Raw genomic sequence first — 24,548 nt, 5'->3', positions numbered from 1 at the left:
ACCCTGCGGTGCACCTTGGGGCTCCTAGCGGCTTCCAAGGTTTGTGCGTTCGGAGCTTTCATCCAGCTTGCGCCCAGCGCAGTTATGGAAACGTTATATATGCTTGCTGAGTGGTTTTTAGGTCAAGCAGTGGAAACTTGTCAGCTCTGGAATGCCCGGAAACGCCCTCAACCGGGCTGATTCCGGGACGGAAACATGCCCTGGACGGGCTCCGGACCGTTGCCGTGGTGTTTGTGTTCCTGTTTCACGCCGCCACCGACTTGGTCCCCGGCGGATCCATCGGTGTGGACGTGTTCTTTACCCTCAGCGGCTTTGTGATCACCCTCCTGATCATGAAGGAGTACCTGGCTACGGGCGGGCTGCGCCTGGGGATCTTCTACGCCAAGCGGCTGGCCCGGCTGTGGCCGGCGCTGCTGGCCGTTTGCGGAGTCATCGTCGCCGCGGGGCTGGTGTTTCCGGCGTCAAAGTGGGCCGGCCAGGAAGGCTTCGTGCTGCCCGCCGCCGGGTACGTGATGAACCTGGCGCATTTCGGGACGTTCGGCGGCTCCATCACCGGTGAGACGCTCGGCCCCACGTGGACGCTCGCCGTCGAGGAGCAGTTCTACCTGGTGTGGCCGGTACTCCTCCTGGTGATGCTGCGGTTCTGGAGAGTCCGCACCGTCGCCTGGGTGACCGGCGTCCTGGCCGCGGCATTCCTGCTGGAGCGGTTCGTGCTGGTCCTGCTCGGGGCGCCCCTGAGCCGCCTCTACAACGGGCCCGACACCCGGGCCGACGAGCTGCTGATCGGCTGCACCCTGGCACTGGTCTTCACCCTTGTCCGGCGCGGCTCGCGGTGCCACGCGTCCCTCCTGTCCGCCGCGCGGTGGGCCGGGCCGCCTGCCGCCCTGGTTCTGCTGGCCGCCGTGTTCCTGCTGCACGAGCCGGGCACCCCGGGCCTGTGGTTCAGCGCTTTCTGGACGGCCGGGCCCGCCGTGCTGGCACTGCTGGCGGCTCTGGCCATCGGCTGGCTGGTCTTGTCCCCGGCCAACTTCACCGCGCGGATCCTGAGCCATCCCTGGCTCGCGGGCCCCGGCCGCGACCTGTCCTACGCCTTCTACCTGTGGCACCTGCCGGTCTACCTGCTGCTGATGCCTCTCGTGCCGTCGCTGTGGCTCCGCATCCCGCTGGCGGCAGCCCTCACGGTGGTGCTGGCCTATGCCTCCTTCAGGCTGGTGGAAACGCCCGTCCGCAACTGGGCCAACAAAAGGCTGGATGCCGCCGATGTACGTCCTGCTCCTGAACCCGCCCGCGAACGGGAGCGGGAGCTCGTGTCCGCCGGCCGGGCCGCGTAGGCGCCGGTGCCTCCTCCAGCCGGTGCCTCCTCCAGCCGGTGCCTCCTCCAGCCGGTGGATCCCCTAACGCGCCCCCCTGGTTTGGGCGTTTGGCGAAGTTAGGGATCGACATCCAATCCGTCCGGGAGGACTCTGGGCGTACGCGGTGATGCGGACTTCGGCACGCGCCTGGTTAGGGGGATTACGTGGTGGACAAATGCTCGGTTCTCCGGTGCACGAACCCCGGCTCCGGCACGGTCGCGGGTCCTCAAAAGGTGCCTGTCTGCGCTGGGCACAAGGCCCTGATGGACGCCGGCGCCCCGTGGGACCTGCAGGGGCGTTCGGTGGTGATGGACCAGGACCTGGCGCCCGCCGTGGAGGGATGGCAGGCCGAGCCCAGTGCGGGTGCTGACGGTTTGACGCTTTCCCTTGAAGTGGCCGGGCGGGCCGAGGCGGTCCGCGTCTTCCTTCGCCAGTCCGAGGCCCGGGCGCTCGCCGCGTTCATCACCGCGGCGAACGGCGAGGGCTGAACAGGCACGGCTGGTGTGACGGCGAGCCCGCGGCGCTGGTGCGGAGCCGCGGCAAGGACTATCTGTCACTGCCCCGATAGGGAGTGCTCGTCAACCCGCGTCAGCCATTCGGTGACGAGGGCTCGAACAAGATCAGGTTGCTCATGGAGCAGCGCATGACCGGCGCGGTCCAGGACGGCCATAGTGGCTCGGGGGTAGCGCTCCGCCAACTCCTGCGGCGCCCGGAACCCGGCCGTGGCGTCCTGCCGGTCGGCGAGCATCAGCACCGGATGCGGGTAGGTTTCCGCCGCTTCCGGCCGGTCCCTGAGCTCCCAGCTTGCGAAGATCCGAGACATCGCCGCCTCATCAACGAGTGCGGCTGATGGAGCCACCCGTTCCTGGAACAAGTGCAGCGTTTCCGGGGACTGCACCACAAAGTAGTCGCGGTACGTCGCCTCGGCCTCAGAGTCCAGTCCGGCGGGCAGGCCAGCCTGCCCGACCAGGACTTGGTGCGGTGGCACGCCGCGCGTGTGGGCACCCACCGGGCAGATGAGCGCCAGTCCGATGGCCTGCTCCGGTTTCAGGGCGGCAATGCCGCAGGCCAGGTAGGCGCCGTAGGAGTGGCCGATCACCAGAAAGGGCCGGTCCTCGATGGTGTTGTCCACGAATCCGAGCAACAGGTCCAGCACGTCATCGTTGCCTCGGATGCTTGAGGGCGCCGGAGTGCGGCCCATCCCCGGCAGGTCCGGATACAGCCGCCGGTAATTGGGGCCTGTGCCGAGTATTGGTTCCAGGGCGCCCGCCACCTCGCGGTGGTCCACCCCTGCGCCGTGGAGTGCGAGCACTGGCATACCGCTGCCGTACTCGGCGAAATGCACGGGGACACCACTGACCGTGACTTCCATGAAGCCAGTCTAGGCATCCGCCCGGGGCAAGGTGACGGCCTCGGCCGGTGGGCGCGGTACTGGAATTCCGGGCATGAGATCACCGATCCTGTCGGGCGCCGATGGAGTGCGGATCAGTGTCCAGGTGTGCGGCGATCCCGGTGCGCCCCCGGTGGTGCTGCTGCATGCCCCGCCTGATCATCGAGGACGCCCCGCCGCCGTACCCCCGAACCCGGCCGGTACCTGAGGAGGATGTTGGACGACGAGTCGAAGCGCGCCGAATCCAGGACCGTCAGGTCCGTTGGTGCGCCGAAAACCGGGATGCCCCCAGCCAGCGCGCGCGGGCTGACCATCAGGTGGACCTCGTCCACCAGCCCCAGTTCAAGGAGGCTGTTCCAAAGCACGCGGCTCGCGAAAACCAGGATGTCGCCGTTGCCTTCCTGCCGGCGGGCCCCGATCCATTCGGGCAGGTCCCGGCCGGCAACAACGGCGGTAGAGTCATGCCACGCGTTGCCCTCCGGGACCTCGAAGGTATCTGAAACCACGTATTTGGGCAGGGAGTTGTAGGCCCTGCTGACCCTGCGGTTGTCCTCGCTGAGCGCACGGTTACCGGGAACCTCGGGGGCGTCGGCGATTCCCGGCCAGTACGAGCTGAACCCCTCGAAGGATTTCCGGCCCAGGAGCACCATGTCCGCAGCCTCAATCCGGACACGGTTGTATTCATCGAACGCCTCGTCCATGTTCAGCACGAGGGGATTACCGTCGGCGGCAGCGTAGAAGCCGTCCACGGAGGCAATGTTGGAGACAATGACGCTTCGCATGCTGGCATCCTCCCAGACCTCTGCCTCCGGTAACAGGCCTGGAGTTATTGTGCAGGTATGCAGACCTCAAGGCCCTGAGGCCTGTCTGCCGGGGGCAAAACTCCGCCGGGGAATCGGCAATATTTTGCAGATTCGCTTCCCACACCAGCGCCGCGCAGGGCCGGGAATCAATTTCAGAAATATATTGCAGACGACCTCATTGGCACATCCGCCCGGACCGTCCACGCGATCGAAACCGGGGGAGGCAACCCCTCCCTGGTGACGGTGGCCGCTGCGGCGAACGCGGTGGGGCTGCACATGAGGGCCGTCGATGACTGAAGACCTGCAACGCCTGAAATTTGTCCGGGGACGCAGACGTGGACAAAGCAGGCCTGCTTGCCGGCCACGGGGTTGGAGGAGTTACTCCCGTTAGATGTCGAAGCGCGTTCCCGGGGCGCCGCTGGGCAGATTCTTCAGGAGGCCCTCCGCCACCTCGCGGACCTGCTTGTTCCGGTGGCTCGACGCGTTGGCCAGCAGGCTGAAGGCGTCCGCGTAGGAACAACGGTTGCGGCCCATCAGCACACCGCACGCCACGTCGATGGACGTCCGGCTTTCCAGCAGCGACTTCAGGTTGTCCCCGGCCGACCGGACGCTCCGCACCTCGAGCGCCAGTTTCAGGCTCTGGGATGCCACTCCCGCAAACCATGCCGCATGGCCAACCGCCTCGGGGCCAAACCGCACCCCCGGCGGCGCGAAGAACGCCACGGCGGCGGTGGTGGCGGGGTCCAGCCGGAGCGGAACGGCGAGCACCTCGCTATAGCCGGCGTCAAGGAACCGCTTCCGGTAAGCCTCCCAGCGGGACGCGCCCCCCGCAGCCTCCACCACAATGGGACCGTCCGATGCCACCGCGTGGGTCAGCGGACCGCCGTCGAGCTCCTGTTCCAGATACCCCAATCCCGCCGCCCGGCCGTTATTCGCCGCGCGGATGGGAGCGCGCTGGGCCGGTGTCAGCACCGTGGCACAGTCCACCTGGACGCCAACAAAATCGGTGAGCGCCACCGCTGCCGCTTCGGCAAGCCGCCGCAGCGACCCGGCGTCCGAATCCGTGTCCGTGGTCAGGTCCAGCAGGAACCCGGACGGTGCCGGCCACGCCCTCGGGGCGGGCGAACCCGCCGCAGCCTGCCACCCGCCGTCGTCCTTCAACACCTGCCTGCCGGTGCCTGCCACATGTATCGTCACCCGCGCGTCCCCCTTGAACCCCGCCCGCGCTGAGTTGTCCGCGGGCTGCCCTTCGAACATAGGGCGCGGCGGCTGGGGAGGGCACGAGTAGTCAGTACTCGAATTTTTCCGGACCGGCCAGGGGTACTTACTTCCCGCTGGTCCGGGGAAAGGAACCTGGGTTCAGGCGGTGAGGTCATACCCTTCCTGGATCCAGGCCAGCAGTTCGGCGTCGATCCCGGCAGGGTCCTTCAACATGATCTCGTTATGCCAGCGCCCCGCAGAGACGCGCTCCACCTTGTGGATCCGCTCGGTTTCCAGCTGCCGGGCCAGGACGATGTTGACCAGGATGCCGCCACGGCGGGGATGGATGCCCAGGAACGCACGGCCGTGGGCCACGTGGAAGGACGACGCGTTCTCTTGCACTTCACAGCCATCGAGGGCGTTGATGCGGTCCATGAGGGCGCCGTAAATCGCGGACGAAACAGGGTCGCCGTCGATGCGTTCCCTTGCTGTGCGTGCCATGGAGCCAGCATAAAGCCCATTCAGGCGCTGCACCCGGGTCAGCTGTTGCCGGCTTCCAGCCATTCCCGGAACGTCTGGCGTCCGACGGCGGCACCCGCCGCCGGGATCAGCCCGCCTTTGCGCATTGCCTTGCCCATGGGGCCGGGAACGTGCAGCGGCACGATCCGCTTCTTCTGCCCGGTCTTGGCGAGATAGGCCGCGACCAGGCCTTTCAGCTGTTCGGTCCGCGGCCCGCCCAGGTCCGGGACGCGTCCCTTCGGCCCAGCCTCGGCTGCGTCCAGCAGGGCCTCAGCCACCTCCCTGGCGGCGACGGGCTGGGTGAACATCGTGGGCACAAAAACCAGCGGTCCGGCGGTGGCCACCCTGACGGTCATGGGCACGAACTCGTGGAACTGGGTGGACCGGAGGAGGGTCCAGGGGATGCCGCCGTGCCGGACTTCGTCCTCCTGCACCAGCTTTCCGGCGTACAAACCGGAGTTGGCTTTGTCGATGCCCACGATGGACAGCGCCACGTGGTGCTTCACGCCCGCCTCCTTCTCCGCAGCGAGGAGGTTCTGGGTGGCGTTGGTGAAGAAGTCCACGGCCTTTTTGGTGGAGACGGTCTGGATGCCGGCCACGTCGATGACCGCGTCCACGCCCTGGAGCGCCTGGGCCAGGCCACGGCCGTTGACCAGGTCCACCCCTTCGGCGCGGCTGAGGCTGACCACGTCATGGCCGCGCTCCCTGGCGATGGCCACAACGTGGCGGCCCACTGTACCGGTTCCCCCTGCAACGGCAATCCTCATAAGGAAATCTTATGCGCGCGGCGCTGTTAATCGTCGAAATGGCCGGCCGTCTGCTTACTGCCCGCCAGTCGCCGGTTGATCTCCGTGGCCACCGCCGAGGGCAGGCTCAGGGTGTTGGCCAGCGCTTCCGTCCGGGGGACTTAGGATGAACAAAACCGCAGGTCATATCGGGGGTAAGCCACGCATGTCAGAGGAAACCGGGAACGGGAACGGCCGCGGGAAGCGGAAGGACAGTTCGGAGACGCGCCAGGTCCTGGTCCTCGTTGGCGTGGTGGCGCTGATCGCCGGGGGAATCGGCGGCGCCGGGATCATCGGCAGCCTCTCGGACAAGACCCGGGAGCAGGGCCAGGCTCCGCAGCCGGCGGCATCGCTGGCCGCCTGCCAGGCAGTTGACCGGGCGGACCTGGTGCCGGACTCGGGTGCGTTGTTCGGGGTCAACCTGGACCTGCACGCCAGACCCCTGGCCGACTACGCCCGCGACCTGGGGCACAAGCCCGCCGTCAGCGTTTCCTTCACCGGTTTCCCGTACACCGCGCAGGAGAAGATCGACCTGCAAAGGGCCGTGGAGCAGATCAGAGCCAACGGCCAGATGATGCTGCTGACCCTGGAGCCCATGGGCGGGCTGTCCGCCGTCACCCCCGAAGCCGCGCAGGCGCTCGCCGCGGACCTGGCGGATTTCAACAACGACGGCGTCCCTGTCCTGGTGCGCTTTGCCCACGAAATGAACGGATCCTGGTACCCCTGGTCCCAGCAGCCTGGCCGCTACATCGAGGCATTCCGCACGCTGGCCGGCGCGGTCCATGCCAAGGCACCGGGCTCGGCGATGATGTGGGCGCCGAACTACGCCGGCGGCTACCCGTTTGCCGGCGGCCAGTTTGAGGCCAAACCCGGGACGCCGGAGTTCGCCGACCTGGACACGGACTCGGACGGCGCGCTGACCATGAGCGACGATTCCTACGCGCCCTACTACCCCGGGGATGACGCCGTCGACTGGGTGGGAATGTCCCTCTACCACTGGGGCGCCAAGTACCCGTGGGGCGAAAACGAACTCCCGGAACCGAACAAGTTCGCCGAGCAGCTCACCGGGAATTACAACGGGGCCAACGGGGACGACAGCCTCCTGCCGGACTTCTACCACGTGTACGGCGAGGGCCACGGCAATCCCGTTGCCATCCCGGAAACAGCTGCCCTGTTCGCTCCGGCTGCCGGTGGAGACGCTGAAAGTCCGATCAAACAGGCCTGGTGGGGCCAGCTCTTCGACCCCGCCACCGCTGCGCAGTTCCCGAACCTGAAGATGGTCAACTGGTTCGAGTGGGACAAGGGCGAGGTTGAAGTCAAAGGCAGGGTGGACTGGACCGTGACCAACACGCCGGCGGTCCGCGATGCCTTTACCGCTGCGCTGCCGGACTGGTTCCGTTACGGCCCGCCGGAGCCGTGCCGGCCCTGACGCAGTCCAGGCCGTCCCTGGCGCTGGCCAGCACTGCCGGCGTGCTGCTGATCAGGCAGAGGACGTTGGCGGCGAGGCCCTGCGCCCGCTCCAGGGCCTGCGGGAACTGACCGGCGCGGACCAGCGCCTCGATGCCACGGCAATACGCTTCGGTATCGAACGCCCCGGCCATGGCGGATGCGATCTTCAGGCTGAGGATGGCGTCCAAGGAGGCCTCAATGTCCCTGCCGTTCAGGCCGGTAAAGATGCGCTGCAGCCGTGCCGGGAGCATCTCCAGATAATCGCTGAGGAACTGCAGGGCGATGCCGCTGTCGGTTTCGTCCGCGAGGGTCTGGATGGGCTGAAGACTCAACGCAGGCGGGGCCATGTCAGTCATGGCTGCCCGTGCCCGGGGTTGCGGTCTTGCTGGTGCCCAAAGAAGCAGTCCTTTTACGTTTGCAGGCGCGTCCCCTGATGGGCCGGCCGCGAAAATTCAGGCCTGCTGCCAGGCCTGGCACTCAATATTTGCTGACGGACATCAAGGGCAGCCCTTACCCATGCTCAAGAATGGCGCAAGGTTGAGTCATTTCCATCACGGGCACTTTAGGTGAGCTGGATTAGCTGTTGACCGCTCTGGCGCCCGAAAGTGACGTTTCCCCAGCTCATTGCCCTCCCAACTGGGCCGGCGAGGGAATTTTGACCACTGTGACGCACCTTTCACTACCCGGTTACGGCATCCTGAATTCCTGCGCTTTTATTTATGGTATTTAGCGAAAAACGGTTGATGAAGATTTGAGGGTAATTGATTGAACCTTGATCACCTTTGGGGGCGAATTCTGAGATAGGGGTTATTAGCTGGATTTCGGGTCCCGCCGGGACTTGTGAAGTCCAGAAGGAGGCTCCCGTGTCCGTTGCCCTGCCCTCGGCGGTTGCAGAAGTGGTGCGTACCGGCGCCCCTGCCAAGCGGGAGCGTGCCCGCACGGCCACCAGCCCGGTGAAAGAAGCGGCAGGGGCCGGCCTTGGCCTGCGGGTGGTGGTGCTGGTTCCGGCGTACAACGAAGCCGGGTCCATCGGGGCAACGCTGGATGGGCTGATGGCGCAGGAACGGCTGGCGGACCTGGTGGTGGTGGTTCCCAACGGCTGCACCGACGCCACCGCCTTCGAGGCCCGCAAGTACCCGGTCACGGTGATGGAGCTGCCCCGGCTGGAGCACCGCAAGTCCGAAGCATTGAACCGCGCTTGGGTAGAGTACGCCTACGACGCCGATGTGGTGGTCTGCCTCGACGCGGACACCGTGCTGCCACCGAACGCGCTGGCAGCGTGGGAGCGCGAATTCGCAGACGAAACAGCCGCACGCCTTGGCGGGTCCTCCTCGAAATTCACCATGCAGGATCCTGGACTGCTGAGCCGGCTGCAGAAGGCCGAGTTCGCCACCTGGACCGATACCGCCCTGCGCCGCGGGCAGACGAGTGTGCTGGCCGGGACCGGCTGCGCCATCAACAACGCCGTACTGCGGGACATCGCCGCCCGGGACGACCGCGAAGGGCCGTGGGTCTACACCTCCCAGGTGGAAGACTTCGAACTAACCTACCGGATCCGCGAACTGGGCTACGTCTGCCAGGTCTCACCGGACGTTCGCGCCTACACCGACTCCATGAAGTCCCTCAAAGCCCTCTGGGGCCAGCGGATGAAATGGCAGGTGGGCACGGTGGAGGATCTGCTGGACCTCGGCATCAACCGGCTGACGCTCCGGGACTGGGCCCAGCAGGGGATGGGCCTGCTGGGCGTCTTCCTCAAGCTTCTGTGGATCTTCGTCATCGTGGCGGCTCTGGCCCTCAAGGTGTTCCACGTGGTCCTGTTCTGGTGGCTCGTGCCCATCCTCTTCGTGGCCTTGGACGTCAAGCGGGCGCTGCGGATTCCCCACCGCGACTGGAAAGACATCCTGGTCGCGGCAACCTTCTTCCCACAGGAAATCTTCATGTGGCTGCGCTCCGGATGGTTCCTGGCTTCCTGGTGCGCAGTCCTGAAAACCAAGATCACCCGGCGGCGCATCGACCGCTGGGAAGCGCAATACACAGCAGAGGAAATCAACTAACAATGTACGGAATGAATACCTCCATCCCGGCGTCCGGCGCCGCCCTGGCCTACACCGGACTCAACGTTGGAGCAGGCATCCTTACGGCACTGGGCATCCTGCTGATCGGCGTGGCGCTGATCGCCCTGGTCCGCCGCAGCCCCGCAGCCCGTCCGTAACGGCCGCCCGCACTATGACGCCCGCCGAGCCGCCAAAGCAGACTTGAACGCGGCCGCCGAGGCGTCACTGCTGTTAATGCGCCAGTCAGCTTCCTTCTGCATGTGGAACCATACGAACCCCATCACATCGGGCTGGGCGGAGAGGTAGGACACCAGGTCCGTGTTCCACGCAGCTTTGGACCCGCCGGCCTCACTCGAGGACGTCTCGGCGATCAGGATCGGCAGGCCGGGCGCCAGGGACCGCAGCTGGTCGATGCCGGGAGCAAAAAGGTCCTGCGGTGAAATCCAGCCGCTCCATGAGGCGGACGTGCCCCAGTTGTAACCGTCCAAGGCCACCACGTCCACATATTCGGTGCCAGGGAAGAGCCCGGCAAGGTCAGTGGAACCCCAATACGGAACGTTCGGACTCCAGACCCACGAGACGTTGGAGGCGCCGGTGGCAGCCATAACATCGTGCACGTGGCGCCAGGCCTGCACGTAGTCACCGGCCGCATTGCCGTTGACTCCCTCGGCCCACGGGTACCAGTCCCCGTTCATCTCATGGGCGAACCTCAGCTGCACCGGGTACCCCCACGCCGCCAGAGCCTGCCCCCACTGGATGATCCGGGCATCAAAATCCCCTGCGGCGATCCTGTCCAGGGAGTAAGCCGGCTGGTCCAGCCCGCCGCCCCAGGCCCACGGCTCCCAGGTCACCAGCGGCACAGCACCCCGGGCGCGGGCGGCGTTCATTTCGCTGATCGGCGGTGCCTGCAGGAAGTCCTTGTAGAACAGGATGCTGGACGGGCTTTCCCCTGCCAGCCGGGCCACGTCATCCTGTTCTCCGGTGGCCAGCGGCCCATTGGTTGTGGCCACCCCAAAACGCAGGCGCGCCGTGCTGACGGGCGGCAGCGCCGCCGCCGGCGGAGTCACGGTGAACACCGAGGACGCCTGGATCGAGGAGGTCTTGGCCGTGACAGTCAGCTTTCCGGCCGCTGTGGCCGGAATGGTGATCGATGTGCTGAACGCCCCGGTGGACGCCGTCCGGAACGCAAACGTGGTGGAGCCGGCAATCACCGTTCCGGACGTGGAAACCTTGAAACCCGTCCCGCTGACCGTGACGGCCGATCCCGCAGGTCCCGTGGCCGGGGTCAGCGTGATCTGGGCGGCGGCCGGTGCTGCCTGGACCGGCTGAATCCCGGCCAGCGTCAGGCCGGCACTCACTGCAAGCGCAGCGGTAAGTACTTTCACAAACTTGAACACAGCGATCGGTCCCCGCAATCGTCGGGGCTGCCAGTCCGGCAGCCGTCAGTTCGGTGCCTGCAGGCACTGCCATGATCCTAAGGTCCCCCCGGTGCAAAAGTCTCAAGATCCGCTCAAGTTTCTTGGGGTGGCGAATGCGCGTAGCACCTACAGGTGACGCTGCAGAAGGAAGGTCGTCTGCTGCGTGCATCTCCGGAGCTCGGTGAGATGAACGGCGGCGAGCCGCGGCAACACCACGGCAGGGCCGTCGTCGTGGTGATCGACGCGAAGCAGCCGCTCCATGTCCAGCGCCAGGCCAGCGAGCCGTTCGGCACCCACCATCTGGCTGGACGTCTTCAGGCTCAGGACGGCGTCCATCGCCCCCACCGGGTCCCCGGTTGTCAGCGCAAGGCGAAGCTTTTCGATCCTGGCGGGAAGGTGGGCGACGAAGTCCTGGACGAAGATTTTCCAGATGCCTTCGTCCTGGTCCAGCTCGGCACGGAGCCTGTCCAAAACGGTGCTGTTGAGAAGGGGCCGCGCGTCGTCCTCGCTCTGTGTCATCGCTGAACTCCCGTCAGCTACGTACACCACTCAGCCCTTGAAGTGCGTGGCGGGAGCTCCGCCGGGTAAATCCGTGAGTATCGATTCCGCGACCAGCCGCACTTTGACGTTCCGGTGGCTCGAGGCCTTGGCGAGCATCTGGAAGGCGTCCTCGTAGGAGCACCGGTTCTGCCCCATGATGACACCGCATGCGACGTCGATGGAGGTCCGGCCCTGCATGGCACTGCGCAACTGGTCCGCGGTGGCCCTGGCCGTCCTAAGCTCTGCCGCCATCGCGTAGCTGGTGGCCGCCACGTGCCCGAATGCGATGAGGCGCCGCTGCACCGAAGGGGTGAAGACGTCGTCCTGGTCAGCCAGCAGGGTCAACGCTGCCACCCTGCCGCCCTCCAGCATCAGGGGTACCGAGGCAATGGACCGGTACCCGGCGTCCGCCAGGGGTTCCCAGTAGGCGGGCCAACGGGTGTCCGTTGTGTAGCCGTTGATGATGAATGCCGGCTGCCCGGCAAGTGCCCGGGACACCGGTCCGTGGCCGCTTTCCTGGTCCCGCCGGGCGACGTCCATGGCAAGGTCACTGGTGCCTGACATCAGGACTTCCCACTCCCGCCGGGGGAGTGTCACGGCGCACTCAACGGAGCCGGCAATCTCCGGCAGTGACGAGACCGCAGCGAGGGTCAGGAGGTAGAGGGAATCCTCGTCGGTTTCCGCGCGAAGATCCAAAACGGGCGCCGGTTCCGGCAAGGCCGGTTCGTGATCCTGGGGCGGGGTTGTATGGCTGCCCTCACCGCCTACACCGAGGTGGTGATGTGCTTTGCGTCCCCGGATTTCTGTCCTCATGACTGCCCCCCATAACAGTGGACGACGGGCACGTGTCCGTCGCTGTACTTCTGGTTGCAGGTTATGAGGGCAGGGGCAGGGGGCACACGAGTACCGGGTACTCGCTTTTCGTCAGTACGTTACCTGCTCCGTCCGCAGGAGTACGACGACGGCCTTCCGCCTGGATCCATACAGGGCGCCTTCCGGCTGTGCTTGGGTTTACTGTCCACCTGCGGGCTCAAGGACTGCGGACAGATACGGGCAAGAATTCCTCAAGAGTCCTGGAAAAACTCCTAGGAGTTCCCTAGGAGCCGCCGGGAGACTGCCCGCTATGGCATCAACAGCACTGCTCAAGCGCACCAGGATCCTTGCGCCGGCACTTCTGCTCACACTCGCAGCCGCTTTGGTGGCCAGCATCCTGATGGCGCCACCGCGGACGCCACCGGCACTGCTGGGCGCAGCGGGGAACCTGGACGGTGGCGTTGCCCGCATCAACGGTGTGATTCCCCTTGAGGCGGACGGATGGGCACCACCCACAGCTCCCGCAGTGCTCGCCAGTCCGCCAGGGGCAGAACTGCACCGGGTCCGCATCCTGCTGGAGCTCACGGCCATGGAACAGGACGGCCTGCGCTTCGACCCGTCCCACTACGCAGTATCGTCCCTGGGCGGCGGGAAGTGGGAGCCGGTGTGGTTTTCGCCTGCGCCGGCCACGGCCCGGCAAGGGGAAAGCATCAGCGCCACACTCGTGTACGAGCTCCCTGACCGGGCCATTGACCTCGCCCTGGAACTGCCCGGCGGCCCCGGCCTGTCCCTGGGTGCCGGTCACCACCGGGGAGGCACATAGCCGGACCGCGGGACTGCCGGACTGCCTGAGGCCGCGCGGCTTTCATGGTTTCCCCAAGAGCGGGGGAGCACTGCGCAGGAAATCTACAACCTGGGTCCGGCACAGTCTGAGCATGAACGAAGGAGGCCAACCATGACAATTTCACGGCGCCAAGTGCTGTTAACCGGAGGACTCGGAGTCCTGGGAGCAGGGGCCGCCCTGCTGCCCACGGGATCGGTGGAGGCCAAGTCGGCCAGCCGGCTCAGTGACAAGGAGATGCCCCGGCCCTTCCAGGCAGAGTTCCGCCAGGCACCTTTCCTGAGGCCGAGCTCCACCGGGATTGATCCGGTCGACGGCGCGCCCGTCAACTACTACCAGGTGACCGAGCAGGCCGCCAATGCCCAGATCCTGCCCCGGTTGACCACCCCGATCCTCGGCTACAACGGGATGTTCCCCGGGCCCACCATCAGCCTGGACCAGGGCACCAAAGCGGTGTTGCGGGTCCGGAACAAGCTTCCGGCGCAGCATGCGCTGGACGGGCACACCCTGTCCACTTCCACGCACCTGCACGGATCGGCGTCCCTGCCGCAGTACGACGGCTACGCCAGTGACATCACCCTCCCGGGGTTCCACAAGGACTACCACTACCCCAACTTCCAGCCCGCCCGCACCCTGTGGTACCACGACCACGGCGTCCACTTCACGGCCCTCAACGCCTACTCCGGCCTCGTGGCGCAGTACCACATGCACGATCCCATCGAACGAAAACTGCTCCCGCAGGGCGATTTCGACGTGGCACTGACCATCAACGATGTGATGTTCGCCGCCGACGGAGCGCTGGGCTACGACGACAACACCCACTCGGGCCTGTGGGGCGACGTGATCCTGGTCAACGGGAAGCCCTGGCCGGTGATGAAGGTGCAGAAGCGCGTGTACCGCTTCCGGATCCTGAACTGCTCCATCTCCCGTTCCCTGCGTCCCACGCTTAGTACCGGCGATCCGCTGGTGGTGGTTTCCACGGACGGCGGCCTGATGCCGGCGGCGCAGAGCGTGGCGAGCTACCGGCACGGCGGCGCGGAGCGGTACGAGGTCCTGATCGATTTCCGGAAGTACAAGACAGGGCAGCGGATCGAGCTGCGGAACCTGTCCAACAGGAACAACGTGGACTACGACTTCACCAACAAGATCATGGCGTTCGATGTCACCGACGATGCGGTGGACACCTCAGACCCCACCTGGAACCGGATTCCAACCACCCTGGCGGGCAGCGAAGCCATGTCGCTGACCGCAGGCCAGTCCGTGAAAACCCGCAAGTTCAAGGTCAAGCGGAACGACACCACCAACCTGTGGACCATCAACGATGACAGCTGGCAGGACGTCATCGCCAGCGGCTACAAGAAGGTGGTGGCCGATCCTGCGCTCAACTCGGTGGAGATCTGGGAAATCGAGAACTCCTCCGGCGGCTGGTTCCACCCGGTCCATATCCACCTGGTGGATTTCCAGGTCATCAGCCGCAACGGACAGGCGCCCTTCGCGCACGAACGCGGTCCAAAGGACGTGGTGTACGTCGGCGAAGGCGAGACCGTCCGGCTCCTGATGAAGTTCACCCCGAACAAGGGTGTGTACATGATGCACTGCCACAACCTGCCGCACGAGGACCACGACATGATGGCCCAGTTCCGGGTAGGACTGAAGGACAGCGACCCGGACGAGAACGATCCCATGACGGCGGCCAAGGCTGAATGGGACGATGACAACGACTGAGCAGGCACCACAAAAACCCCACGGACGGCGGCGGCTTGCGGACCGCCGTCGTCCGTGGTCATCGGCGCTGCCCCTTCCGAAACGCACCCGCCTTGTTGCGGCCGCCCTCATTCCTGCCCTGGCCCTGCTGGCCTCCCGCGCGTGGCTGGTGGAACCCCTCACTGTCTCCTCGGACAGCATGGAGCCCACCATCGCTACCGGCGCCGTCGTGCTGCTCTATAAGCCGGCGGGCTCGATCCGGAACGGGGATGTGGTGGCTTTCACCAGCCCCGTGGACGGACACACGGTCATCAAGCGCGTGGTCGCGGGGGAGGGCCAGAGCGTCGCCATCCGCGACGCTGAACTGTACGTGGACGACGTCGCGGTGCCCGAGCCTTTCATCGACCACAGCCGCATCGACGCCACCTACTTCGGCCCGGTGCAGGTGCCGGCCGGCAGCGTCTTTGTGCTGGGCGACAACCGCGCCGTCTCCATTGACTCAAGGGACTTCGGGCCCGTGCCCCTTGCGGCGGTCCAGGGCACGCTGCTGGCCGGCCGGAAGTAGTTTTCCCGCAGGGAGCCACCTTCCAGGCACGTGCCATTCATCACCCACATTCATGAGGTTTCAGCCTGACCGGACGTCCACTGATGGGCGCGCCGGCGGTCCTCTGTGCCACTGGGACCACCTTGGAGAAAGCTTGAAGTGGAGAAGGGGGCTGAGAAGGGGGCCTTGCCGCGGGCGCCGGCTCGGGCCTGCAAAGTACGACGTCGGCCCCTCAGTGAGGAGCCGACGTCGTGCTGCGTTGGTGGCCGCCCAGGTCGGGGAGCGGGGGAGCTTTAAGCCCTCATCCGCCGTCGTTGTTTGCCGCGTCGATGAATGAGGACAGCGTCTTCGCCTCCTCAGGCATCAGGAAAACCTCCACGGGCTTGATCTGGCCGGCGATCTCCAGGGTGAGGGTGAAGCCCTCGGATCCCGCGCTGGGGCGGGCGGACCAGCTGTTGAGGATCGGCGCCAGGTCCCGGCCCATCAGCACGGAACGGCCTTCCATGTCCCAGGGTGCGCCGGCTTCGATCAACGCCTTGTGCTGCGCACAGACGTAAGCCTCGTGATAGCCAGCCACGAGGTTTTGGCTGCCTGCCGTAAAGGCGACGCCCGGATTCGTACACCGAAGGACTGAACAAGTAAACATGCTTACGACGTTAGTGATGGGATGCTGGGGAATCCTGTGCACCCAACCTTGGTGTTTCCCTGTCTTCCAAGGTATCGCGGTACGAACGGCCAACCGGGAGCACGCCGTGCGGCGTGCTCCCGGTTTGTCAGGCCGTTGCAGAACTTGCTGGTTCCTTGGACTTTTCCTTTCTGGCGTTGGCCCGGGCACGGTACAGCTTGTAGGCCAACAGTGCACAGGCCGCCAACAGGCCTCCCGTGGTGATGGCGAAGGCTGCGGTTCCGGGATTTGTGGAAAGGTAGTGCGCCAGGGCCGCCAGGGTGACCACCGGTGCTGTTCCGAACGCCCCGCCGAAGGGAGCAGCGCCTGGCGCCTGCGGCTGGTCCGTCCCGGATCCCGCCAGAGGCGCATCCTGGTCGGTGCGGCGCGTGTCCCCAGCCGTGCCGGGGACCACGGGTTCGCTCAGGTCCGAGAACAACGGTTCGCCGCCGCTGGCCGGGGCAACCTGGAACCTGTAGGCGGCGCCGTTCTCCAGGCCGCCCACCACGATCCTGGTGGCACCGGGTTCGGCAGTCAGGATTTCTCCCACCTGGGTTCCCGTGGCGTCAACGGTCCGGACGAAGAAGCCGGCTGATACTGGTGCGGGGTCCGCGGGTGCCGGGTTCGCCGGTGCGGGGTCCGCGGGTTCCGGGTTCGCCGGTGCGGGGTCCGCTGGTGCGGGGTCCGCGGGTGCTGGTGGGTCCACTGGGGTCTGCTCCACCGGTGCCGGGTTCTCGGGTGCGGGGTCTATCGGGGTCTGGTCCACCGGGGTGGTGCCGGGAGCGGGCTCCGTACCCGGCGTCGAGGGGACAACCACCACAACTTCGCCGTCGCCCGGGATGACTACCACCCCGTCATCGCCCTCGGTGCCTTCTCCTTCGCCGGCTCCGTCCCCGACTTCGCCTCCCTCGTCCACGCCGTCCTCCACCTCGCCGACGTCGTCGCCTCCTCCAGCGGTTCCGTTGCCGAAAGCGAGCTGTTCGATGTTGGTGAGGGTGTCGGTGCCGTCCTGGCCGTTGTTGTGCCGGACGGTGGTGATGGATCCGGGTGAGCCCAGGGTGCCGTCTCCGCCGGTGGTGGTGACGGTGTAGTTTGCTTCGAAGTCCGCGAAGTAGGCCGTGTCGGTTCCTTCGCTGGAGTTCAGGATTTCCCGGACAACGATGATGTTGGCGGGGTCCACGGCGCCGGCGAACACTGCCTGCTGGAGCGTCGGGCCGGTCAGCGCGCCGTCGGACGTGCGCTGGTACTGCGCGTTCATTCCCGTGGCGCTGCCGATTTCGCTTGCCGGGTCGCTGGCTTCCCTGCGGACGCTCAGCCGGACGCTGAGGTACCGGTCGCCGTCGATGATGTCATCGCCGCCGCGGCCCTCAAGCAGGTCGCTTCCGCCGCCTCCCAGGAGGATGTTGCCCTCGCCCCAGACCGAGGGGCCCGTGAGTACGGGGCATTCTTTGGAAGCGGACGCGTTGACCACTTCGTCAAGCGGGGTGGGCAGCGACGTGATGAGCTCGCTGAGTCCCTTGATCCGGTCCACGCCGGCCTGGTCCAATACGTCGCAGCCGATGAAACCGCCGCCGCCCCTCGTCTTGGGAATGATGTCGTCGCCGCGGAGCTTGTCATCGAACGGACCGCCGGAGAGCGCTTCCACCTCGTTGTACCTGTCGCGGACGCCCACCTGGAGGATGTCCAGCGGTGCGATCGGGAGGTCAAGGTCCGCGTCCTGCGGCTGCGGATCGTGCTCGCCGATCTCCCAGTCGTAGCCGGAGGCGCCGGCCACCCTTTCGACCCCGGCTCCGGCCACGCCGATGTCATCCCCGCCTTCCATGTCGTAGTCGTCGTCGCCGCCCTGGCCCACCAGGATGTCGTGGCCGGGCTTCTGGGAATCGTCCAGGAAGAACAGGTTGCTGGAGTCGCCGATCAGCAGGTCGGGGCCGTCGCCGCCTTCCGCCCAGTCGTTCCCGCCGCCGCCAAACACGGCGTCCAGGCCCTCGCCGGCGATCACGAAGTCGTCGTCTTCACCGGCGAAGGTTTCGTTGGAGTTCGCGCCGCCGTTGATGAAGTCACGCCCGTCCCCGCCGAGGAGCAGGTCCAGGCCCGGGCCGCCGTCGATCGCGTCATTGTCCGGCCCGCCCTTGAGGATGTCGTCGCCGTTCGAGTCGGTGATGATGTCGTTTCCATCGCCGCCCAGCACCGTGTCGGCGCCGTCGCCGCCTTCGATGACGTCGTTGCCGGGGCCGCCCCACACCGTGTCGTTGTCCACCCCGCCGTGGATGCGGTCGGCATTGACCGAGCCGTTGTACACGGCCTGGCCGTTGATGCCGCCCGGGTCCACCGAGTTGGACGCGCGGTACTTGATGGTGCCGTCCGGCATGCGGATCAGCAGTGCGGATTCGCTGCATTCGGTGGTGGGATCGTCCGCCACGGTATTGCCTGCGGATGCGAAGCCCTTGGGGGTTCCGTTGAGGTTCTTCAGCTCGAACTTGCAGTCGGCGGTGGCGAAGGCATCGGCCTTCAGTGCCTTTGCGTTGGTGTTGCGCATCATCATCTCCGCGAAGGAGTTGCCCTCGAGCTGGGCCATCAGGTTCATCCCCGGCGTACGCGCCAGGTAGTACAGCCGGTCACCGTTCTGCAGATCGGTCATCTGGCTCTCGAAGACGTAGTTGAAGGTGCTGCCGAGCAGTCCGCCGAACAGGTTGGTCCGTTCGGCCAGGCCGCCCATCCAGAGATCGATGTCGTCGAGTCCGGTGATGGATGAGGTGCCCTTGTTGGCCCAGCCGTCCGTGCTGTTCATAAAGGCCACCGCGTCCTCCGGGGCCACCTCACCGGCCAGCGCGTCCGGGCTGACGATCAGCCGGGCCGCCTTGCGCTTGCCCTCCAGCGTGGTGGCTTCCACGATGGAGGGGTGCCTGCCGTAGGCTGCCACAAAGTTGACCAGGGACGCCGGGTGCTTGATGTGCTCACCGAAGTCGATCCAGTTGGTGTACGGCTTGAGCTGGCTGTCGTTCGTGGCGCCGTGAAGCTCCCGGCGCAGTCCGTTCAACGTGGGCAGCCCTTCGGACCTGGCCCGCGTCAGGTTGATCGCGGCGAGGTCCATGGGCAGGCCCAGGAGCTTGTTGCGGAGCGTGTCGGTGACGAACTCGTCCAGTTCGCTGCCCACCTGGTCCGACATGCCCATGATGATGCTGCCGGCAGCCTCCTCAGAAGTGAGCGCGCCGGCCGGGCCGCCGTCTGTGTAGGCGGGCGGATTCAAGAACCCCTCAAGAAGGGAAAGGTCGTTCTGGGAGCCCCGGACGTCGTCGGACGTTCCAAATACCTTGTCCGCACCCGGGCTGTCCTCGTTGCGGCGGGAGATGGTCTCCGTGAGCATCGAATGGCCGAAGCGGTACACGGCATGGGCAAACTCGGCGCTGACGGCCGGGTTGATGTCCGTCTGGGAGAAAGCGAACGGTTCGAAGGGGTTAATACCGGGTTGGATCTTCCTGGCAAACTCCTCAAACACCAGGTGCTGGTACTCCATCTCGGCGATGAACCTGGCGGCCTGGAACAGCCGCTCGCCGTTCCAGCCCTCGGCACCGGAGGCCAGCTTCCACTCGGCAAGGGCTGCGGTGCCCTTGGTGGAGGTGTCGTTCGTCAGGACCCGCTTGATGTCTCCCACCAAGCGGTCATGCTCGGAATGGAACACCTGGTGGATGGCGGTCAGGCCGATGTTCTCGTTGACCCTGCCGTCACCGGCGATGAAGTGCGCGTCCAGCATCTCATCGTCGTAAGTGCCCGGGGCCTGGCCGGCGAAGTCGGCGGAAGCTGCCTTGTCGCTGTCCGGGGCGGGAGCAGCCGGCGGGGTGGCCGGATTGTGGTCGGCGTCCTGCGGGGACGGATCGGCGTTGTGCGCGATGTCGGTCAGGAATGGGGTGTTGAAGTACAGCACGTCCTGGGGCACCAGCGTTCCGAGCCCACCGTTCGCGGTGCGGTCCGCCTCCACGAGGCCGGACCGCGTGACAAACTGCGGGAGCCCGTTCTTGGGGCCGGGGATGAACTTTCCGTAGGCGTCAGCGGCCAGCATGGGAACGTTCAGGACGTCCTTGTCCAGCAGTTGTATGCCCAGCAGCTCGCGTGCCTGCCTCTTGGTGTCGTGCCAGGTAGCCATGCCGCCCGCGGTAGGCGTGCCCGCCGGACCGCCCAGCATCCTGCCGGTGGACACGGGGTTCCCGGTGGAGTTCTTGGCGTACTCCCGCAGGAACACCTGATGCGAGGAATGCGACGAGTAGGTCTGGCTCTGGTCCACCCACGGCGAATTGGTGTTCAACGCATCCTGCACATCGTCAGCGGTGCCCGGCTTCCCGTCCTGCCCCGGCTGGTTCTGGCCGCGCGTGAGGACCATAAAGCGCATGTGCGGGTTGAGGTCATCTGCGTTGCCGAAGACGTGGTCCGGCCCTGCGATCAGCGGGTCATCGGCCTTCAGCGGGACATAGACAGTGCCGCCGCCCTTGACGGTCTGGTCGATGCCGTGGTCGAAGAACTGACCGAAGAGGGTGAACAGGGAGTTGTAGGGCGGGGAAAGTCCGACGTCGGTAGTGACGTTGGGAATGAACAGTGTGTTGTGTGAGGGGACGCAGCCATCCGGGGCGGCTTTCACAGGCGGGTCAGCGTCAGGGATGGGGTCCGTGGTGCAGGGCACCACGCCCGTGTTTCCTTGGGTCCTCGCCGGGAAACCGGCGGCGGCGACGGCCGCCGGGTTGGTGGACGTCTGGTCAGCGATCAGGTTGCTGATGGTGCGCGGCCGCGAATCGAAGACGCTTCCCGATTTCTGGGTGTAGCTCGTGGCTGCCGGAGGTCCGCCGAAGGATCCGCTTTCTGCAGCCGTGAAGGACTTGGAGCCCAGGCGCGGAAACACCTGGTCCGAGGCGCCATAGGTTTCCTGGCCGGGCTGGAGGTTGTTGCAGCTGCCGTCCACCGTGCGCAGCCCGTGGGACAGCAGCGGGCTGGCGAGCTGGTTGGGTCCGGTGCCCACCAGGGCCCCGCACGGTCCGGTTTCCGACGTGGTGTTGGCTACATGGGCTTCGGCGATCTTGATCTGCTTCAGGATGAAGGACAAGTCGGCGGGTGTCACCGTGAAGCCCGCGCCGGTGGGGGCCTGCACAGCATGGGCCGCGATGGGCGGCAGGCCCATGGACGCGGCCAGGGCAAACGCCCCCGAGGCGGCCAGGAACCGGAAGCGCGGGCGGGTGCCCTGGGTTTTTGGTGCTCGTGTGTGTTGACGCGATGAGGCCTTCATCCTGCAATCTGCTCCCCCTGTAGGGCCGGGCCCCCAGTAGGACCGGCGAAACAAGGACAGATTGCAGGGGCGTCCTAGGGAAAACCTTGGGCGCCGGCTATCAGGGCCTAGCGGTCACCGCCCTTATCGTCCCCGCTGTCATGGCCGGGGCCGTCGTCGGAGGCCCGGTCATCCCTCAGGCCGCCTTTGTCGTCGCCGAGGTCGTGGTTCGGCCCGTCGTCGGAGACGCCCGGGGCCCTGAGCCCGCCTTTGTCGTCGCCGAGGTCGTGGGCCGGCCCGTCGTCGGAGACACCCGGGGCCCTGAGCCCGCCCTTGTCGTCGAACTGGTCGTACGTGGGTATGCCGGCTGGCTGCGCGGGTGCGTAGGTTTGCAGCTCAGCGGCGACCAGCTCTGTCTCCGGAGTCTCATGCTCGGGGATCGCGGTGATGCTGGCCGTGGGGCTTGGGCCCGTGAGTTCGGTTGCCGGGGATTCCGTTTCTGCGCTGCGGACGGCGGACGCGACGTCGGCCGTCACCACGACGCCGGGCGTGACCTCAGGGGGCGGGCCGGCGTTGGCCTGGCCCCAGACCGTCAAGGTTGTTGCGCCAACCACAGCTGCAATGGGGAGGTACCAGAATTTTTTCATCGGTTCGCCTTTCTTGAAGTGTGCTCCCCACTCTGCCGGGCGCCGGTGAGAGGGGAATGAGACGTTGATGAGAAACCTCTCATGAACGGGTTTGGGGCATTGATGGGGGGATTGATTGGGGCGCCGGTTCGGGCAGCGCAGCGGGGGACGCCACAAACCGGTAGCCGGCACCGCGGACGGCGAGGAACCTTTCGGGACCAAGCTTGTTGCGCAGGTAGCCCACATAGACGTCCACCACGTTGGAGGAGCCGTCAAAGTCGTATCCCCACACACGGCTCAGCAGCTGTTCGCGGGTCAGCACCCTGCCCTCGTTCTCCACGAACACCCGGGCCATGGCAAACTCACGGGCGGACAGCGGCACAGCCTTGCCCCGGACGTTGGCACATCGCAGGTCGACGTCCAGGGTGATGTCGCCGCCCGTCGGAACCAGTGCCTCCTGGATGTCCGGGACCTGGCGCAGCCGCAGCCGGATCCGCGACAGCAGCTCCTCGAAACGGAACGGTTTGGTCATGTAGTCGTCCGCGCCGCCGTCGAGCGCTGCCAGCGTGTCCTGGAGCGAATCCCTGGCCGTCAGGACGATCACGGGAACGGTGCACTTCATGGCGCGCAGGGCCGCGAGTACAGCCAACCCGTCCATCCTGGGCATGCTGATATCGAGGAGGAGCAGGTCGAACTCGCCGGAGCTTCCGTAATCCAGCGCCCGGATCCCGTCCTCCACCGATGAAGTGGTGTACCCGGCCGCGGTGAGCCCCTTGGTGATGAAGCCCGCGATCCGTGGCTCGTCGTCAGCTATCAGTATCCGTGTCATGCGGTCCCTCCCGGCAGCGAAAGCACAAAGCGGCTGCCTTCATCCACCCGCGACGTCACCCGGAGTGTTCCGCCGTGCGCCTCGGCGATGGCCTTGACGATAGGCAGGCCCAGGCCCGATCCTTCTGTGCCGCGTGAAACTCCGGCCCTGGCGAAGCGCTCGAAAATGCGTTCCTGGTCCGCGGGGCTGATTCCGCAGCCCGTGTCCGCCACCCAGATGTCGATACCACCGGCCGCCGGGTGTTCCTCACGCGGGGACGTGCCGGCCGGGATGTGGGTCCAGGCCGCACCGAGGGAGATCACATCGTCCGGACGCGTTGACTGCACGGCATTGGCTGCCAGCTGCTCCACCGCCTGCGTGAGACGGTTGCGGTCGGCCCGGAACCGGCCGCCGGGCAATTGATCGATGTGCCACCGGCGATCAGCAAGGACCTTGACCCTGTCCATCGCCGCTGCCAGGAAGGCATCGGCGTCGATCCAGTCCGTCCGGATGAAGTCCGGACGGCCGCTGCGGGCCAGCATCAGCAGTTCATCCACCAGCGCCTGCATGCGGTCCAGTTCCTCCAGCAGCAGCGTCTGGGTCTCCACCACGTCCTGTGGGTCCGCTGCCCGGAGCAGCTGCAGATGTCCGCCGATAATCGTCAGGGGCGTCCGCAGTTCGTGGCTGGCGTCATCGACGAACCGGCGCTGGTCCGCGATGCCCTTTTCCAGCCTGTCCAGCATGCGGTTGAAGTCTGTGGCCAGATGCGAAACGTCGTCATCGCCGGGCGGGACCAGGACGCGGGTCCCCAGGTCTTCGAAGGTGATGGACGCTGTGGCCTGGCGCAGCCGCCGAACCGGAACAAACAACCGGCCCGTCACCAGGAAACCCACGGCTCCTGCCAGCAGAAGGGTGGCCAGCGATGCCGCCGCGAACGTGCCGAAGGATGCCACCATCTGCTCCCGCTGCAGCCCGATCTGGTTTGCTGCCACCAACAGCCCGCGGCTGGCTCCGCCGTTCAGTTCGACGGAGGTGATGGCCAGGCGGACGGTCCGTCCGTCCAGCGTCATGTCGTGGAGTACCGTGCGGTTTTCAAGATGCTCGGCCCAGGCTGTCTCCAGCACCTCGGGCGCGGCGAGATTGCTGGCCTGCCCGCCTGCGGGAAGGAACGTGGTACCGCCGCTGACGGTGGCCATCACCGATTCGTACTTGCCGGGAGCGCCGCCCTGGAGGAACACTTTGAACAATCCATCGAGGGACGTGAACGGCCCGCCGCCCGGATGGCCCCGGTCCGCGGTGTCCTGGAGCCTGGCCGACTGGAGCAGAAGCTCATCGCTGACGCGGCTGTTGAGGTTGCGCAGGTCGAGGGCAAGCGTGCTGACGCCGGTGACCATCAGGCCGGCAGCCAGGAAAGCCATGACCGTGGCGAGTACCCGAAAACGGACCGTTCGAAATTCCGACCGAAGCCGGTGCCAGCCGTGTTTCACCGGCTTCATGGGTATCCGGGCGGAATCCCCGTGCCTGGTCCCCATTGGCCTTTTCCTTCCCTGTGCCCCTGTGGCCGCCTCGCAGTTGTTTGTCCCACACTGCGGCCGTGCCCCCTACGGGAAAAGTTAGTTTTGTCCGCTTGGGGAAATCTTTGGCGGCCGGTAGCCCGCCCGGGACCGGACTACCTAGGTTTTCCCAACGTGGTCCCGTCCCCGTCCTAATACTTGGCTTCACCAGCGGAAATGCCTCCAGGCTCGCAGCTACCTACAGGCGCGTGGCGTATTTCAGGCGCGCAGGTGCCC

At 66.2% G+C, this 24,548-nt stretch carries 22 protein-coding genes; 8 read left to right on the top strand and 14 right to left on the bottom strand.

Going from position 1 to position 24,548, the window contains the following annotated elements; translation table 11 throughout:
• The first annotated feature begins 137 nt into the window (after window positions 1–137).
• Together BACI348_RS15905 and BACI348_RS15900 are read left to right on the top strand one after the other, a co-directional pair.
• A complete protein-coding gene (locus BACI348_RS15905; RefSeq protein ID WP_236557585.1) occupies window positions 138–1,331 on the top strand; it encodes an acyltransferase family protein in 1,194 nt (397 codons plus the stop codon).
• 284 nt (window positions 1,332–1,615) lie between these two features.
• Window positions 1,616–1,840, top strand: coding sequence for a hypothetical protein (locus BACI348_RS15900; RefSeq protein ID WP_159827529.1), 225 nt, complete (start codon window positions 1,616–1,618; stop codon window positions 1,838–1,840).
• Window positions 1,841–1,905: 65 nt separating this feature from the next.
• Here BACI348_RS15900 and BACI348_RS15895 read toward each other — a convergent pair whose 3' ends face one another.
• The 5 genes from BACI348_RS15895 to BACI348_RS15875 form a co-directional block, all read right to left on the bottom strand.
• Complete coding sequence (locus BACI348_RS15895; RefSeq protein ID WP_159827526.1) at window positions 1,906–2,724, bottom strand: alpha/beta fold hydrolase; 819 nt, start codon at window positions 2,722–2,724, stop codon at window positions 1,906–1,908.
• A 113-nt stretch (window positions 2,725–2,837) separates the two neighbouring features.
• The gene (locus BACI348_RS15890; RefSeq protein ID WP_159827523.1) at window positions 2,838–3,524 is read right to left on the bottom strand and encodes a dihydrofolate reductase family protein; all 687 of its coding nucleotides are present in this window, start codon (window positions 3,522–3,524) and stop codon (window positions 2,838–2,840) included.
• A 408-nt stretch (window positions 3,525–3,932) separates the two neighbouring features.
• A complete protein-coding gene (locus BACI348_RS15885; RefSeq protein WP_236557584.1) occupies window positions 3,933–4,742 on the bottom strand; it encodes an ANTAR domain-containing protein in 810 nt (269 codons plus the stop codon).
• 162 nt (window positions 4,743–4,904) lie between these two features.
• Window positions 4,905–5,246, bottom strand: coding sequence for a DUF5655 domain-containing protein (locus tag BACI348_RS15880; RefSeq protein ID WP_159827517.1), 342 nt, complete (start codon window positions 5,244–5,246; stop codon window positions 4,905–4,907).
• 38 nt (window positions 5,247–5,284) lie between these two features.
• On the bottom strand, window positions 5,285–6,031 hold the full coding sequence (locus BACI348_RS15875; protein WP_159827514.1) for an SDR family oxidoreductase: 747 nt from the start codon (window positions 6,029–6,031) through the stop codon (window positions 5,285–5,287).
• 184 nt (window positions 6,032–6,215) lie between these two features.
• Between BACI348_RS15875 and BACI348_RS15870 the strand changes: the two genes are divergently transcribed.
• Complete coding sequence (locus tag BACI348_RS15870; protein WP_159827511.1) at window positions 6,216–7,478, top strand: glycoside hydrolase family 26 protein; 1,263 nt, start codon at window positions 6,216–6,218, stop codon at window positions 7,476–7,478.
• On the opposite strand, the gene BACI348_RS15865 is transcribed toward BACI348_RS15870, so the two are convergent.
• A complete protein-coding gene (locus BACI348_RS15865; RefSeq protein WP_159827508.1) occupies window positions 7,420–7,854 on the bottom strand; it encodes an Hpt domain-containing protein in 435 nt (144 codons plus the stop codon). The genes BACI348_RS15870 and BACI348_RS15865 overlap by 59 nt on opposite strands.
• Window positions 7,855–8,361: 507 nt before the next feature.
• Here BACI348_RS15865 and BACI348_RS15860 point away from each other — a divergent pair.
• Window positions 8,362–9,552 (top strand): glycosyltransferase family 2 protein, encoded by a 1,191-nt coding sequence (locus tag BACI348_RS15860; RefSeq protein ID WP_159827505.1) that lies wholly within the window; start codon window positions 8,362–8,364, stop codon window positions 9,550–9,552.
• Between the two features lie 11 nt (window positions 9,553–9,563).
• Complete coding sequence (locus BACI348_RS15855; RefSeq protein ID WP_159827502.1) at window positions 9,564–9,710, top strand: hypothetical protein; 147 nt, start codon at window positions 9,564–9,566, stop codon at window positions 9,708–9,710.
• A 12-nt stretch (window positions 9,711–9,722) separates the two neighbouring features.
• Here BACI348_RS15855 and BACI348_RS15850 read toward each other — a convergent pair whose 3' ends face one another.
• From BACI348_RS15850 to BACI348_RS15840, 3 genes are all read right to left on the bottom strand, one after another.
• Complete coding sequence (locus BACI348_RS15850; protein ID WP_442858530.1) at window positions 9,723–10,955, bottom strand: glycosyl hydrolase; 1,233 nt, start codon at window positions 10,953–10,955, stop codon at window positions 9,723–9,725.
• 141 nt (window positions 10,956–11,096) lie between these two features.
• The gene (locus tag BACI348_RS15845) at window positions 11,097–11,489 is read right to left on the bottom strand and encodes an Hpt domain-containing protein (RefSeq protein ID WP_159827496.1); all 393 of its coding nucleotides are present in this window, start codon (window positions 11,487–11,489) and stop codon (window positions 11,097–11,099) included.
• 30 nt (window positions 11,490–11,519) lie between these two features.
• Window positions 11,520–12,323, bottom strand: coding sequence for a GAF and ANTAR domain-containing protein (locus tag BACI348_RS15840; RefSeq protein ID WP_159827493.1), 804 nt, complete (start codon window positions 12,321–12,323; stop codon window positions 11,520–11,522).
• Between the two features lie 310 nt (window positions 12,324–12,633).
• On the opposite strand from BACI348_RS15840, the gene BACI348_RS15835 reads away from it, so the two are divergent.
• From BACI348_RS15835 to lepB, 3 genes are all read left to right on the top strand, one after another.
• Window positions 12,634–13,146: a hypothetical protein gene (locus BACI348_RS15835; RefSeq protein WP_159827491.1), complete on the top strand. Its 513-nt coding sequence runs from the start codon at window positions 12,634–12,636 to the stop codon at window positions 13,144–13,146.
• Window positions 13,147–13,278: 132 nt separating this feature from the next.
• The gene (locus BACI348_RS15830) at window positions 13,279–14,889 is read left to right on the top strand and encodes a multicopper oxidase family protein (protein WP_159827488.1); all 1,611 of its coding nucleotides are present in this window, start codon (window positions 13,279–13,281) and stop codon (window positions 14,887–14,889) included.
• Window positions 14,876–15,433 (top strand): signal peptidase I, encoded by a 558-nt coding sequence (lepB, locus tag BACI348_RS15825; RefSeq protein WP_159827485.1) that lies wholly within the window; start codon window positions 14,876–14,878, stop codon window positions 15,431–15,433. Before BACI348_RS15830 ends, lepB begins: the two co-directional genes overlap by 14 nt.
• A 280-nt stretch (window positions 15,434–15,713) precedes the next feature.
• On the opposite strand, the gene BACI348_RS15820 is transcribed toward lepB, so the two are convergent.
• From BACI348_RS15820 to BACI348_RS15800, 5 genes are all read right to left on the bottom strand, one after another.
• Window positions 15,714–16,058, bottom strand: a complete 345-nt coding sequence (locus BACI348_RS15820; RefSeq protein WP_159827482.1) for a hypothetical protein — start codon at window positions 16,056–16,058, stop codon at window positions 15,714–15,716.
• 127 nt (window positions 16,059–16,185) lie between these two features.
• Complete coding sequence (locus BACI348_RS15815; protein ID WP_159827479.1) at window positions 16,186–21,345, bottom strand: peroxidase family protein; 5,160 nt, start codon at window positions 21,343–21,345, stop codon at window positions 16,186–16,188.
• Window positions 21,346–21,452: 107 nt separating this feature from the next.
• Complete coding sequence (locus BACI348_RS15810) at window positions 21,453–21,971, bottom strand: hypothetical protein (RefSeq protein WP_159827476.1); 519 nt, start codon at window positions 21,969–21,971, stop codon at window positions 21,453–21,455.
• Between the two features lie 79 nt (window positions 21,972–22,050).
• Complete coding sequence (locus tag BACI348_RS15805; protein WP_159827473.1) at window positions 22,051–22,779, bottom strand: response regulator transcription factor; 729 nt, start codon at window positions 22,777–22,779, stop codon at window positions 22,051–22,053.
• Complete coding sequence (locus BACI348_RS15800) at window positions 22,776–24,290, bottom strand: sensor histidine kinase (RefSeq protein ID WP_159827470.1); 1,515 nt, start codon at window positions 24,288–24,290, stop codon at window positions 22,776–22,778. The genes BACI348_RS15805 and BACI348_RS15800 overlap by 4 nt, the downstream gene beginning before the upstream one ends.
• Window positions 24,291–24,548 lie beyond the last annotated feature (258 nt).

Source organism: Arthrobacter sp. 9AX (assembly GCF_902506095.1).
Classification (GTDB): Bacteria; Actinomycetota; Actinomycetes; order Actinomycetales; family Micrococcaceae; genus Arthrobacter.
This window is presented reverse-complemented; position numbering and strand designations above follow the sequence as displayed.